Source organism: Lyngbya sp. CCAP 1446/10 (assembly GCF_026130175.1).
Classification (GTDB): domain Bacteria; phylum Cyanobacteriota; class Cyanobacteriia; order Cyanobacteriales; family Microcoleaceae; genus Microcoleus.
Genome location: NZ_JAIGNI010000032.1, coordinates 45,698 through 59,548 on the forward strand (window position 1 = coordinate 45,698; position 13,851 = coordinate 59,548).

Genomic DNA, 13,851 nt, shown 5'->3' on the forward strand with positions numbered 1-13,851 from the left:
TGGGATCGGAAAAACCCTGTGATATCGTGTTCGGTCGATTAACCATACTAAAAAAATAAAACAGCCCTGTCCTATTGAGTTATTTTTCCGAGAGTTGCACACCACCAACTAAAGGTTCTTCAGCCAGATCTCTATATCCAGAAGATTCTAATAGCTTAATCCATTGAATTTTCAATTTTTCATCTTTAGGATTTGCAAGCAAACGCTGAGCTAAACTGGCGACGGAATCATACCAAATATCAGGTGTTGCTGTATTGATTTGCTGTTGGCGTTCAGAGGTAAGTGGTACTCGCGCGACAAACCCATTCACAGACAAGTCAGTTGTAGAGCGCGTATAAGGTTCACAATTTAATTTTAAGTACCAAAGGTAATACTTATTGAGTTCAAGAGCGTAGTTTGGAGATTTTGGCAGGCTAACACTAATAATTCCTGGTGTTTTTGCCAAAGTGACCGCAGCTTTATAAATTCTCTTTTTCCCATCTTCAGTTTGCAGAGAAAACTCGACTGAGTTTATATCTTCAGGATTGTAGGGAATATAAAACAAAAAAGTTGGATATTCAGAAGTCGTGTATACCGGGTTCTTAATAGGTACAATAGCGGTAATTGACTTACTTGTTTTTTTGCAGTTTGGATTAGTAGGGTCAAGTCCGGTTCCGGTTCTTATTATATTATCCCGTGGCGGTGGCGGTGGCGGTGTTTGAGGAGGTTTTGGGGGGGATTTGCTCAAAAAAATTGCACTGTAGGTTTGTACAGAGATAGGAGAAATCGTGATAATCGCCAGCGCAATAATGATAGCAAAAGCTAGTTGGAAATATAGCCGAGGCATTGGGATTTAGTTGTTGTGTTTTTGTCTAGGATGCTTATTCCGGCTGTCGATTTTGAGATATTTTATGGAGGACTAATCCACTGCCGGTCGCTACTAAAGCTAAGGCTGAGGGAACTAAAGGCATCCATCTGCCCTGGTTAAGCATCTCAAGACAAATGTGATATAAGAGCACGCTAGCAACACAAGCGGCAATTGTCAAGTGCAGTCGGGGACGAACATATATCACCAATACTCCGCCAGTAAACGCCCATAGCCAAACAAATACTGCATCGCCCCATTGCAAATTACCCCACTGTGGTAGGAACGATAACAAAGGTCGTTTTGGGTTATCCATCACGGCGCTAAGAATTTGACTTGTCATGTGGGTATGAATCCATACTCCTGGCATTTGGCCATAGGGAGTATCAAAATCATCTCTAGCTATTTCGGCAGTATAGCCGACGATGACTACCCGATCTTTGATTGCATTTTCGCTGACTTTTCCCTCTAAAATATCTGTCAGTGAAACTATTTTTGCTGGTCTAGGATTGGCGCGGTAGTTGAGGAGAATTTGGCTACTCTTGCCATCGAGGCTTTGATAACCTCCTGTGTGTGAGGCTAAGCGATTAAAAATTACTCCGCCCAATTCCCAATTTTTTGTGGTTTGATTAACTTGTAATGGTTCAATTTTCTGGGCTGATAAGAATGAAAATGCTAATAAAAAACTGAAGCTGTAGGGTGTAATACATTTAGAAGATTTAGGCAAATAATTGGGTTCATAGGATAATAATTGGCGACGGACTGTCTGATGTTTATTGTCTTGAATGTTATTATCAAAAATATCTACAAATCCTACTTGTTCGGTTAATTGTTTTGGGGAAAATTCAGGAAGCGGAGCATAATCTGCCGCCGACGATTGATAGGAACAAACGGTATAAAAGTTTTTATTTCTTTTAAAGATTTCGATCCAATCTTTACGGGCTGTGATATCCAGATTATCCTTGATTCTAGGTTGATTGCGAGATATATCGAGGCCAAAGGCGGCTGGTTTATATTTTTCTACTTTCTTGACGATTTCTGCTAAAGCGGATTCTTTGATCGGATAGCCACCATACTTATCAACTTCTTGTTGATTGATTTCAACTACTGTGATGCGGGGATCGATCGCCTCAGCTTGGCGCTGTCGCATTAAATAATCGTAAGCAGGTAATTCCAGAGGTTCGAGGAATTGTAGCGATCGCACTCCCATGACTGCACCGGTGGCGATCGCACTTGCCATCAACACAGTTTGAAAATTACGCCAAATAGAAAAGCGTTTACGCTCTTCCTCATTTCCCCTCAACAACTCAATCCAAGTGAGAGCCTCAACACCCGGAGACTCATAAATCATCGGCAACCAGCTAGCACCAGGATAGTTAAGCTCAAATCCATGCAGCCTTTCCCGCGCTTTCCCAACTGATTTATCCAAAGACTTATTTTCTATAGCAAATGCGTCCAACAAATACTCCAAAAACTTTTGAGCTACTTCATCAGGGACTCGCTCTCGCATGGCGATAACTGCTGGAATTTGTAGAGAAGCGAGTTCCTGCACTAATCCCATGCCGTCACAAGAATTGAAAATCGCTAATTTTAAACCATGCTGAATAGCATTTTCTAAACCATACTTTAAGTCGTCAATTGCTATGCTTTCTGTTTCACTGAGGGCGAGTTTACCCTGGCTGTAATCATCATTGCTCGAACTATGACCAGCAAAGAATAAAATATCCCAATGCTGTCGCCATAACTCATCATTTAGCTTGCTGTTGGAAGTAGCTATCAGAGGTTCAATGTAGGCAGATTTTCGGGAAAGCTTTTCGGTCAAAAGCTTCAAATCTGCCTGAATATTGATACCTGTATCTTCTCCCATAACAACCAGAATTCTGACCTGGGTTTGATTTTTTTTGCCTTGGTATTTATGGGGATTTTTCTGGTTAACTTTGCTAATAATTGGCTCGATTTTAGCATGATGTAAAACATCCCACAAATGCCAAGGCAATGCCCAAAGAGCGATATCATCTGTTTGAACAATAAATCTGACATTTTCTCCTTCAGAACTCAAGACTTGTAAGAGCTTATCCCGGACAGGCTGAAAGCTTTTATCTCCTGAATTCAACCAAGTATTCATACTTGTTTCCACAGACTTAGCTGAATCTTTAACGGAAATTTTGGTAATTTGCGCCTTTTTGGTGTGCTCTAATTTGCGGTAAGAACCACAACCTGCTTTTTCGCGAGCTAAGCGTAAATTTTCAGAGGCTTTCAGCACTTCTGTAGCTGGCGGCAACCACCCAGAAATAGAATAGGATATACTATCAACTTTAAGACTGACAGAATAAGGCTGTTTGATTTCCGTTTTGATATCTAAGATGATTAACTTGCTCATAGGTTTTGGTCTGCTGGTAATGATGGTTAATTTAAACAGTAAAAGGTTCTTTGATGCTCACTCCGTTAACTGCTATTTTAACCTGAAAATAATCGCCGATCGCCGCCGTAAATGTCCATTCAATTAGATTGTCAGCAGCATCCGTTTGTTCTTCAAAGAAAACTTTGTCATCTTCATCTAGGATACTAAGTTGCAGATTTGGTGGCAGAATTGGCGATCGCTCAGAACGTAATAGCAGATGAACGTTGATTTTATCAGTTTCTTCAGGGGTAAGAGTCAGCACAAGTTGGAGTCGATCGCTATCAAAGCGCATCCCTAAATTAATAGTCTTACCAATGCCTACACCCGCACTCTCATTAGTCGGATCAATTTTCCCCAAACTCACGGATGCTTCGCGGCGCAAGGCCTCATTTTCATTTGTTTCCAGCAGATGAGTCAGGATGGCGATCGCTTCCAAATTTCCTAATTCAAGACCACCTAATACTTTAATCCCCTGCAATTGATTCTGGGGATTGCGGTTATTATTGACAATTTCAGTCAGTGTGGGAATGGTATTGTGACTCTTAGAGTTACCGTCTCGATAGGACAAAGCTCCATTAACTAAACTCTGGTCTAAATTACCAAAATTTTCTTTCATTTGCTCAAGCATCTTCCAGCCAGCTTGCGAATAATTATTCATCCGCTGAAGTAAAGTTGCTAGAGTTGGAGTCGCGACAACTGGCACAAAATTTGCTACACGATTGTGATACAATTGTTGCCGATATTTGTCATTTGCCAAGAAAGCTGCCCACTGTTCAAAGGATACTTTCAGTCGGGGAGAATATAGCGAGGAATCGCCCAAAATCTGTAATAATTTTGCCGCATCCATCTCGGACAAATTAAGGACTGGAGCAACTTCTGCTTGCAAGTTTAATCCTAGAGTAATTTGCATGACAGTCAGAGATGCCGTCAACTCATCTATGGCTAAGGAATAAGTGCGATCGCCCGCGTTGTATCTGCCTTGATGCTTCAGTTGCTGATGAGTCGCAAACCCGCAGACTTCCAGCCAACAGCGATCGTCATCATCCCCATCCAAATTCACCTGCACAGCCACATAATAATCACCAGCCCAACTAGGAATATCAACCCATTCCTGCGGCACACAAATTTCTTCTAAATCTGACTCGTCATTGGGAATAAACACCAGTCTGCTATCACCAATCTGAATAGCTGTGCCGTTGACTACTTCCCAAATACTAGCAAGATCCTGACCGTGCCAGACTAAAGGTTGAGGGTTCTCTGGTTCCAGCCAATCAGAAAGCCAGTTAAATAAAGCATTTAAACAAGCGCCATTGAGATAACCATTGTAGCGAGCAATAGGATGAGAGTGGTGTTGACTTTGTTGCCAAGTAGTTTCTAGGTCTACTTGGTCAATTGTCAAGCGCAGCCGTTCAGAAATCTGAGACTCTAAGGGTGAATATTTTGTGAATTCAAACATTTTTTTATTCTCCTTTGTTAACACTAATTAGAATTTGCAAGCATTCGTCAACGATAACATCAACTGTTTGGAAGGCATCTTCAGCCTGAAGAGAGAGATTCCGACTACGACAGACAGCCAGAACTTGAGATTGATAAAAGTCCAGTAACCACTTTTCTACATACTTATTCACCCAAGTATTCAATACCTTAAAAAAAGTGGATTGTAAGTTCTGCTGAGCTTGAAAAAGTATGGCATTCACCTCTAAGATATTCATGTTCAGCATAGTCCCAATCCTTTCTACGTTTAACTGCTGACCATAGTGAAGATGGAAAACAGTTTCCTCTTGAGATTCAAGTTTTTTCACAGCTTCAACTAAAGCTGCGTGAATTAAATCTGAATGCAGGGGAGCGCGGAAGTTTTTATGCAGCCATTGCAATACATATTTTTCGGGCCATGCTTCCGGCTGTGACATTTCAGCCATAGTTTTGATGAGTTTTGTTTTAATAGTATTCAGGCGACGAGAAATAGCAGATTGACTGATTCCTAATTTAATTTGTAGTTGTGCTTGCTTGATGCCACAACCATAATAAAGCAGGAGAGCTTTGTGTTGATCTGGTTTAAATTCTTCTATCTGTTTGCGAAAAACAGAGTGAATTTGCTGGCTTTTTCTGCCATTTTCCTCAGTATTTTCATCTGCTTCTATATCAAAAAATTCTTCGGTATCTGACTGAGATAAGTTTTCATCGCCTTTTTCCTGATGTGATTCCCAGGAGATTTTATTGTTAATGGGATTTTGGTAATTTTGTAATGCTTTAATACAAAATTCCATCCAAGCTTGCATTTGCTCTTGATTGATATTTGAGCCAGCGGAGACTTCGTGAGGTGCATTCGAGAGGGCTTTTTCTGAATTGTAATATTCAGTGGCTTGCCAAAAGTCTTCAGTATCAGCATTGTGCCATTTCTCCCCTCTTTGCCTGACCGCAGGATTATAAACTTTGTTCAAGCGATAAACTTTTTTAAAATATTTGCTTGCAAAGATATATTTTGTAATTGTCGATTCTTGAATCGCAGAATTTTCCAGCGCGTTCCGAAGCTCTTTCTCAGATTTTTCAACTAGCAGTCGCCACGGCGAAAACTTACCTACAGACATTTGATCTCGGATATATTGGCTCAAGGCAGCTTGAATGTAGGTATTTAGAGAAGCCTGACGATCGCAATCATAGGATTGTAACAAGCGGCACAGATTTTCAGGATTGTAGATAAAAATGCGAGCAGAGGAGAGATACTCGTCCCAAGGCTGCTCCTGGAAGTTTTTTGAGACTTCTTTAGCTGCATAATAGCAGTTTCTTTCAAGGTAACAAAGCAAGTGTTCTAAAGCTAGCTTTTGGCGTTTTTTTGGCTCCCATTGTTGAGGGATTGATGTCGCATTAATTGCTATTTTTCTCCAATATATTGCTAAATCTTTGCTGTGATTTTTCTGGGAACATAACTGTGCAAATTCCGGGTTTCGTTGTTGATACAAATTAAAATTGGTTCTGAGATGATTCTGGTTTTGCCACTCAAAAATCTGGGCATTTTTGCTGGTATTCAGCCTGAGATAGGTGCAAAATTCGTCGGTGTAATTTTGACGTTCTGGCAGTCGGGGAATGTTTCCCTGATAAGAAGGGTTGGTCATCTTAGTTTGTTATCCAAGAACAATAAAGGAGGAATTGAGCCAGAAGTTTTGAGTTTACAGCAGCCTCGCTGGGGAGGAAGCTGTTGGCCAGTACAGAGGCTCAGAGGTTTTTGAGTTGCAGTCATGGGGGAAATTGGGCGACTGAAGCATAGCGGCTGGGAGAGCGTCCTATAAAGTGTGCTACTAACTTATTGGTGTCGTCAGCCGACATTTATGCGGGTGGCTCTGAGTTGGGGATGCAGCATTGTCTCTGAGAGGCAGTAGCAGTGCATCTGTTGCTTGCCCCTGGGCTAAGGCTGAAAGTGCAGTTGGTATCTAACTCTTGAGACATAACTGCTTGAGTTGAGTTACAGCAAGCTTCTGGGCACATTCCTCTAAAAGTGGGGTGCTAGGTCTCACAGGCAATCCCAGAATATCTGGCTGGTTGACTCTGCTATTGCATTGTCCCACAATCGACTGCGATCGCTCTTCGGTTCTGGAGGGCGATCGCCTCTTACTAAACCGCACTCCAATATCACCGAGACAACTTTGAATACACCTTGAGCTAGCCAAGGCTTTAGTAGAAAAAGAGCCGAAATGGGATGAGGCGATAACCTCTTACCAACGTGCGATCAAACTAAATCCAGATTATTCGCGATCACACCAACACTTAGGGGATGCTTTGGCGGAAGTGGGTAAAATCGACTAAGCAAGTACCTGTTAGCGTCGCGCCTTACAACATCAACCGAGAATTGTATGAATCAACAAGGATTAAGAAGGAAGGTTACCTAATGGTACTAGAAAATCAAACAAAAAATGGTGGTACTAAATATGTAATGATTTCTTGCAGCATACTCCAGGTTCATGAAGTACATTACCAACTATTCGTAAACCAGCTAAAGTAGAGCCGTATGATTATCTGTACCACATATACATGGAATATGCTGTTGTAAGAGCTTCTTCATTAAATGTTTAATTGTTAATTAAAATTTAATGAATTTAGAGATTTATTTTTTATGGTTATTATCAACAAACTGTCGAGTAGAATTTTTACATTGATGATTTTGTTTTCCATTATGAATATGACAATTTTTGCGGATGTTATGATATCCACATCTGGGACAGGCTGGCTGACAGTCTTCAATATCAATATATTCCTTAGTTTTTGAGGATAAATCAATTCTTTTATTTCCGAATTTATATAAATTTTGTGAGAATAGTTTAACATTTTAGCTCCGATTAAGTTAGTATTTTTTTTAATAAGTCTGATGATAAGTAGGGCTGATGAAGCCTGGGCTATTTTCAGTAGATATTTGTAGAAAACTGCTGAATTTTTATCATTAAATTCTAAGCATCATTACATATTTAGGACGACAGAAAAATAATCCTTATTTGATTTATTGGCTTCGAGCCGTCGAACAGCTTCGCTGGCAACAGGTTGTTCTCGCTCCCTATCTTCTTGATTAAGTACGAATGCTATGGCATCTGAATGCAGCAGGTAATTTTCATATATCCGCCTTTTGATGAATTCAATCGGATGTGGCTTTCTTCTCTTTAGATGTTCAATATCCGACTGCGACAAACACTCTTTATCGAATACAAAACCTACAGCACGATGGTACAAAGTAAGTTCGCAGACTCAATCAAACTTGTGCCAACAATCGTGATTTTTCTTGCAGAATAACTGAAATTAGTGCGGGTTCACGGCACTTGTAGGTAGCTTTTATAAGGCTTTTATAAATAGAGAATACTGAGAGCAATTGTAGATCCCGGTATCAGCTTTTTCAATCCCGTTGCCCGGCCAGTAAATCCAATCAAGCTCAATTTGTAAAAATTTGCCTCACTCAATTAAGCACAGCCTTTCTGCGTACTGAGTTCACCACTAAACACGCTTACCTCATCGTTATTTGTTAGCCTGTAAAGGAGCGGGAGTCGCTGGAGTTCCAGCAATTTAGGCTAAATTAATCTTGACGACTTTATTGCGGGCTTCAGTCACTTTGGGTAGCGTTAGCGTTAGAATGCCATCTTTGTATTCAGCTTGCACAGAGTCGTTTTGAATGTGTGCGAACAAGGGAAGCACCCGGTGGAATTTGCCATAGCGGAATTCTGATATGAGTTATCTCTCGTTGCTGCCCGTTGGTCAAAAACTTTATCGAGTTGCTGGCGGATCGTTTCAATTTCCGTGAAGGGTTGCCAATAGCGCATCAACATAATCTGTCACCTCAAAGATGGTAAAGCTTTATAAGAAAAATTTGGGTTTAAGCTCGTTGCTTACAGTTATTATAATGCCGATTTTTAAGTGGTAATAATAATCAGAAAAACCCTACTGGGTTGGTCGTATTTGCCAAAAATAGTGCGAAACAATCGGGATACTTCGCATTGAAAAAAACCTTACAAAGCTATTCCTAGAAACCGAAAAGGCTGTGGTAACGCCATGATGACCTTGCCTCAGAACTCTGCACGGCGCGAGCGTCGAGGGAAGTATCGTCGGGGTTGCAAACCGTACCAAAAATGCGGTGCGGATGATGTGTAGCACCGTAAGGACGTGATTTGTCGGCTATCGCTGCTTTTTCATAGCCATCGCTCTATGAGGGCGATCGCATAATCCCACTCTTAAGAACCCGATCGCCTAAGAGGTTATGTGTCGCTAGTTCAATAATGTAGTAAGAGCTCAAAGCGCTTCTCTAAACGGTGTAAGAGTCAATGGTTGTACTTGGGAGCGGTGGCGGCGCCTCCTGGGCACTTATCTAATCCGTTGACATCTCCTCGATTTTGACTCACATCATCTTCTATCCCGATCACCGATCGCATCCACCTCAACAGCCGACAGCACCTTAGCTTCCATCCCGTACAAATCCCGCAGCACAACCTTGACATTGGGAAACACAAAATACTCGGTCAGTTTCCCAATCCGGTAATTAAAAGGTTGATATCGGTGCTTAAAATACAGTTCCACATTCCCCCGGTGTTCCCACAATCCCAGCAAATTAACAACCGCATCCGAGTAATGCACCCTCATATCCCGCTGCACCTCGGCTATGCGTTGGTCGATCGATCGAGTAGTAACACCGATTTTGTAGAAAATGTTGCCCGAAGCTTTGACCTCAAGGAAATAGAGCGAATTAATCAGAATCCGCCGAAGCTGCGATCGATAAATCTGTAAGTCAGCCCGTCGCTCGTCCGCACAGGAAAGTCCGGCAGCGACCGCCACCGCCGCAGAGTTCTCCAACGAGAGCCAACTCCGACCGCAGTAAAGGTTCCTGAACGCGATTGAACAACGCCAGGGGAAGCGCACCAACCGGGATTTTACCGAGATGAGTGAACCGGTACGATCGATCGCCCTCCGACTCCACCAACCCTTTGAGTTCCCAGCGAAAGTTGATTAAGTCTTTTGGAATAGCGTAATCCTGTGCACCATATTCTTTCCACAACACCTTCAACTGTTCGAGTTCCTCACCCTTGAGTTGGATGGTGAAATTGTCATAGAGCGGCAGTGCGGGAAATGCTTTGGTTTTAATCCGCTGCGAAACAGGTTTGCAAGTTTCCTGTGTGTGAGAAAAGTGGTGTTCTTTCACCGAACCTTTTTTCGCTGTAAGTCCACCGCCGCAGTAAAGACACGCGAGGTTAGTTTTTCCGCGCCCAACATCATCTATGCCCGCCAGTTCTCCGTCGGGAGCCACACCAAATTTTAGCCACATCGCTCTTATTTTCCTTTTAGCAGGTTTTTGTAGGTGCACCCGCGTTGAAGGATTGTAACAACTTGCAGAAGTAGATAGTCTCTGCCTTGGGAAGAAACTGAGCTTAACCCAAAAACGAGCGAACCATAGTGTTGTTCTCGCAATCAATCAGCTATTATCCGGGTACTTTGACTGCATTGATTCGTCAGATGGGGTGTGTGACAGTTGCGATGGGACTAGCGGCACGAACGGCACGGCAGGCAATTCATCCCGTGCAGGGAAATTGAACTTTCCCGGTGTAAGAAAGCATGGAAAGCGAAGCGATCGCCCCGCACTTGCTCCGGCTCTATCAGCCAAGCTGTGGGTGGAGGCTCCCTCGATGGTGACGCGATCGAACGCTTCTCTCAAAATCCGATCCGCCGAGTCTGATTGCAAAGGCCTCCAATGCCTCCAATGGTGGCGGCTTCGGTCGTAGTCCGGGCGATCGCTACAGATTAGTTGAATCGCTAAGCGTAAAAATGCGTCTGTGATGAGCTTGAACGCTCGCTATGAATGGCTAGCAGCCATCGTAACGTTAGCGGTAAAGCGTGTCAGCCATAATAACTGTTAGCTCAATCAACAAAAAGGTAGAGGGAATGTTGGGCTTATTGGCATACAGTAAAAAGCGTTAGCCAAGTATTTAAAGTAATGACAAGTACAGCATTCGATCGAATATTCCGGGATAGCAACGGCGAAATTGTGAGAGCTGCGACCACCAAACCTACCGTTGATTGTCACGATTGCAGCGAGTTTGCTGAAACTTGTTTTAACAACAGGTGAAATCTATACAGCGTTAGACTTGCTAGCTTTTGGCTCTTTGTTTACTTGTGGGAGGAATTATTTCAAGGTGTTAATTATTTTCGGAGAGCGCTAGGTTTCTGTGTACTGATTGGTGCGATCGCATTCAAAGTCCTCAAGTTATAGTGACATACTCCTACATCAAGCTGAGTACAGCTATGATGTAGGCTTCTTTGCAGCCCGATGAAGGGTATGCAAAATTTCCTTCGCGGTACTTTTATCCAGAGTTCCTACTATAGAAAGCTTCCCACTACGGCGTTTTATACTGGGGAAAATGTCCAACCCCAGTCTTTTTAGGTTAATCGCGGCATTAATGTCACGGTCAACCATCAAAGATTCTTGCTCATCCCAATAGTCTCTGATACTACAATCGGTGAAAATTATTTCATCCCGATAACACAGAACCATTGAGGTATAAGCAGGATTTTTAGCGATGACAACTGCTCCAGCTTTTGAGGCTATGTAGTCCAGTGTCGTAAAAAAGTTGCCAAATGCAGCGTCAGACCAAGACTTGTTTAATCCGGATTTGGCTGATTGACCATTCGGAAGAAAAGTTCCATTTTCAGCCTGTTTAGACTTATTGCGTTTCGTCAAACCTTTCAGGTTCAAGTCCTCATGAAAGAAGACTTTTTTTCCAGTTCTCACTAGCTTATGAGCGGTTTTGTAATGAAAATCTTTTCTTGACCTAGCAATGCGTTGATGTTGCCTAGCTTCACGTTTTGCTAGTTTGCGACGAGACTTAGAGCCACGTTTCCGTTTATTCCGCTTAGTTGAAATCCGGTCTAGAGAGGCTTGATTCTTACGAAGCGGCTTGAAGGATGACAGTTTCTCGCCATCTGATGTTGCGAGATAAACATCTTTATGTAAAACAGCATCTAATCCCAACGAATTGTCCCAAGCTGGAACAATTATATCCTGACATTGGATTGGTACCTTCACATCTTCTAGGACAAATTGAATGAACCAACCATCAGCCTTTTTGGTGACACTGACTTGTTTGACAATAAATCCGTCTGGGATAGGACGGTGCATTCTGACCTTAACAACTCCCAATTTGGGAAGTCGCAAATATAGCCAGTTCTTGCGAGTTAGTTTAATCCAGCTATTATTGGCAGTAGCAAAAGTCATAGTTCTGAAGCTAGCTTCAGACTTAAATCGTGGTTTACCAGACTTACAACCATTGCTGTCGCCCATAACAAATCGCTCAAATGCCTTGTCAACACGCTTTGATACGTCTTGTAGAATTGTCGAGTCAACCCCTAAAAAGTCCAACAATTCACCACGATGGAATACTTTTACCAAGTCTTTTTTAATAATTGGTAGTTGTTTCTTTTGGGTATAATAGTTGGGCTTTTCTCGGACAGGGGCAATGCTACTAACTAGCGGACAAGCATTTATGCTTGATCTGTTCATCGACCACCAGTCAAATCTGTCTCCCAACTGGCGATTATACCAATAACGGCAAATCCTTAGCCACTCATTTAACGAGAGCCTCTGCTTAGTGTCGGGATACATTTTGTACTGGTACGTCGTTTGCACTATCGTTTTGGGATATTAGCCTAACTTGGTGTTAGCATATCATCAATGCCTATTCAGTGTCAATGTCGTGAACAAAGATTTTATCCGCAAGGCAAGGGGAGTCTCAGCACTCAAATGCCATTTGGTGTTAACTACAAAGTATCGAAGGAAAGTCCTGACAGACTTAATGCTGACAAGGCTTGAGTCGATATTTAGGGATTTAATGGAAAAATGGGAAGGAAGGTTGATAGAATTTAACGGAGAGAGCGACCACGTTCATTTGCTGTTGCAGTACAACCCGCAGACAGAACCAAGTAAATTGATCAACAACTTAAAAACTGTTTCTAGTCGGTACTTGAGAAAAGAGTTCGCTACTGAAATTAACCAAGTTTATTGGAAAGAAGTGTTTTGGACAAATGGCTATTTTATCGCTTCTTGTGGTGGCGTGACTGTTGAACAATTGAAAAAATACATCAATGAGCAAGATCGACCCACAGAATAAAGAGTTCGCTCGTCTCGTCATCCACCCGCTCACTGCTCAACGCTTACACCGTGTGAGATTGTGAGCGGGTGGAATCAGGAGTCTCACCGCGCCTTCCATCCCACACTAATCGAAGCGATATAGTGTGGGGATTCCCATCTGTTTAGCTAATAACCGTTGAAAGCGCACGGTAGCAGAAGCGTGGGAATATTTGGGTATTAGGCATCATCTTTCTGCCACTGCTCGTAGGTGATGCGTGGAAGCTCGAAGCGCTCTGTTGTACGGCAATAGTAAGACGGAGAGCCAAGCCGACCGATGGGAGCAAAGCCGTTAATATGTAGGCGATCGCCAAGAAGACGATCGTCAATATGGAACATCACCACCTGCCCAATGAAAAGCGTGTAAATTCCTAGCGGTTGTTGGCTGTGGAGTACGCATTCCAAACTGGCTTGAGCTTCAGCTATGCGAGGAACCTTAACCCGCTTTGATGCCGCTGAATGTAAAAGGGCCGCCGTGAGTTCGCTTTCTTCTGTCGGGAAGTTGGCAGAAGAAATATTCATGGCAGTCAACAAATCTTCTGTCACCAAATTCACCACAAACTCACTACTCAAAGTGATATTTTTCCCCGTATCTTTTATGCTGCCATCTTCTTTATTGCCAATACTGATGATTAGGTATAAAGGGTCAGCACCCACTGCGTTAAAGAAGCTGAAGGGTGCGAGATTGATTACACCCTCCGTATTTTGTGAAGTTACCCAAGCAATCGGACGGGGAACGACAAGATTTGTCAATAACTTATAGTTATCTTGAGGAGTGTTGGAGTTAGGATCGACGTGCATGGTGAATATTCAGTTTTGTTCAAGTATAAAAATTATAGCTTGCCCAACGTGTCGGCTAAATGCAGAGGTTCGGGAGAGTCCCTCAACATTTTCTTAGCGATCGATCGCACTACAGGAAAAGCAAAAACGTAGTGCATCGCGCTTTTCTCTGGATGGTATGCT

At 42.5% G+C, this 13,851-nt stretch carries 13 protein-coding genes; 2 read left to right on the forward strand and 11 right to left on the reverse strand.

What is annotated here, in order from left to right:
* Positions 1 to 79 precede the first annotated feature (79 nt).
* The 5 genes from K4039_RS15050 to K4039_RS15070 form a co-directional block, all read right to left on the reverse strand.
* On the reverse strand, positions 80 to 826 hold the full coding sequence (locus K4039_RS15050; protein ID WP_265236122.1) for a DUF928 domain-containing protein: 747 nt from the start codon (positions 824 to 826) through the stop codon (positions 80 to 82).
* A gap of 34 nt (positions 827 to 860) precedes the next feature.
* Positions 861 to 3,224, reverse strand: coding sequence for a CHASE2 domain-containing protein (locus K4039_RS15055; RefSeq protein WP_265236124.1), 2,364 nt, complete (start codon positions 3,222 to 3,224; stop codon positions 861 to 863).
* A gap of 31 nt (positions 3,225 to 3,255) precedes the next feature.
* On the reverse strand, positions 3,256 to 4,701 hold the full coding sequence (locus tag K4039_RS15060) for a DUF1822 family protein (protein WP_265236126.1): 1,446 nt from the start codon (positions 4,699 to 4,701) through the stop codon (positions 3,256 to 3,258).
* A 4-nt stretch (positions 4,702 to 4,705) separates the two neighbouring features.
* Positions 4,706 to 6,358, reverse strand: a complete 1,653-nt coding sequence (locus K4039_RS15065) for a sigma-70 family RNA polymerase sigma factor (protein WP_265236128.1) — start codon at positions 6,356 to 6,358, stop codon at positions 4,706 to 4,708.
* Positions 6,359 to 6,673: 315 nt separating this feature from the next.
* Positions 6,674 to 6,865: a hypothetical protein gene (locus K4039_RS15070; RefSeq protein WP_265236130.1), complete on the reverse strand. Its 192-nt coding sequence runs from the start codon at positions 6,863 to 6,865 to the stop codon at positions 6,674 to 6,676.
* 25 nt (positions 6,866 to 6,890) lie between these two features.
* Between K4039_RS15070 and K4039_RS29955 the strand changes: the two genes are divergently transcribed.
* Positions 6,891 to 7,046, forward strand: a complete 156-nt coding sequence (locus tag K4039_RS29955) for a tetratricopeptide repeat protein (protein WP_375339808.1) — start codon at positions 6,891 to 6,893, stop codon at positions 7,044 to 7,046.
* Between the two features lie 1,242 nt (positions 7,047 to 8,288).
* On the opposite strand, the gene K4039_RS15075 is transcribed toward K4039_RS29955, so the two are convergent.
* The 5 genes from K4039_RS15075 to K4039_RS15100 form a co-directional block, all read right to left on the reverse strand.
* Complete coding sequence (locus K4039_RS15075; RefSeq protein ID WP_265236132.1) at positions 8,289 to 8,417, reverse strand: Hsp20/alpha crystallin family protein; 129 nt, start codon at positions 8,415 to 8,417, stop codon at positions 8,289 to 8,291.
* Positions 8,418 to 9,119: 702 nt separating this feature from the next.
* On the reverse strand, positions 9,120 to 9,548 hold the full coding sequence (locus tag K4039_RS15080; RefSeq protein ID WP_265236134.1) for a GIY-YIG nuclease family protein: 429 nt from the start codon (positions 9,546 to 9,548) through the stop codon (positions 9,120 to 9,122).
* Positions 9,502 to 10,035 (reverse strand): hypothetical protein, encoded by a 534-nt coding sequence (locus K4039_RS15085; RefSeq protein WP_265236135.1) that lies wholly within the window; start codon positions 10,033 to 10,035, stop codon positions 9,502 to 9,504. The genes K4039_RS15080 and K4039_RS15085 overlap by 47 nt, the downstream gene beginning before the upstream one ends.
* Before the next feature lie 147 nt (positions 10,036 to 10,182).
* Positions 10,183 to 10,449, reverse strand: a complete 267-nt coding sequence (locus K4039_RS15090; RefSeq protein WP_265236137.1) for a hypothetical protein — start codon at positions 10,447 to 10,449, stop codon at positions 10,183 to 10,185.
* Positions 10,450 to 11,007: 558 nt separating this feature from the next.
* Positions 11,008 to 12,390, reverse strand: a complete 1,383-nt coding sequence (locus K4039_RS15100; RefSeq protein WP_265236139.1) for a transposase — start codon at positions 12,388 to 12,390, stop codon at positions 11,008 to 11,010.
* A 67-nt stretch (positions 12,391 to 12,457) separates the two neighbouring features.
* Here K4039_RS15100 and tnpA point away from each other — a divergent pair, with 67 nt between their 5' ends.
* Positions 12,458 to 12,871, forward strand: coding sequence for an IS200/IS605 family transposase (gene tnpA / locus K4039_RS15105; RefSeq protein WP_265236140.1), 414 nt, complete (start codon positions 12,458 to 12,460; stop codon positions 12,869 to 12,871).
* A 197-nt stretch (positions 12,872 to 13,068) separates the two neighbouring features.
* On the opposite strand, the gene K4039_RS15110 is transcribed toward tnpA, so the two are convergent.
* Complete coding sequence (locus K4039_RS15110; RefSeq protein WP_265236142.1) at positions 13,069 to 13,689, reverse strand: flavin reductase family protein; 621 nt, start codon at positions 13,687 to 13,689, stop codon at positions 13,069 to 13,071.
* Positions 13,690 to 13,851: the final 162 nt, after the last annotated feature.

What these genes read in the sequence shown, in the direction of transcription:
- K4039_RS15050 (WP_265236122.1), bottom strand. Translation starts at nt 826, where the DNA reads ATGCCTCGGCTATATTTCCAACTAGCTTTTGCTATCATTATTGCGCTG.
- K4039_RS15055 (WP_265236124.1), bottom strand. Translation starts at nt 3,224, where the DNA reads ATGAGCAAGTTAATCATCTTAGATATCAAAACGGAAATCAAACAGCCT.
- K4039_RS15060 (WP_265236126.1), bottom strand. Translation starts at nt 4,701, where the DNA reads ATGTTTGAATTCACAAAATATTCACCCTTAGAGTCTCAGATTTCTGAA.
- K4039_RS15065 (WP_265236128.1), bottom strand. Translation starts at nt 6,358, where the DNA reads ATGACCAACCCTTCTTATCAGGGAAACATTCCCCGACTGCCAGAACGT.
- K4039_RS15085 (WP_265236135.1), bottom strand. Translation starts at nt 10,035, where the DNA reads ATGTGGCTAAAATTTGGTGTGGCTCCCGACGGAGAACTGGCGGGCATA.
- K4039_RS15110 (WP_265236142.1), bottom strand. Translation starts at nt 13,689, where the DNA reads ATGCACGTCGATCCTAACTCCAACACTCCTCAAGATAACTATAAGTTA.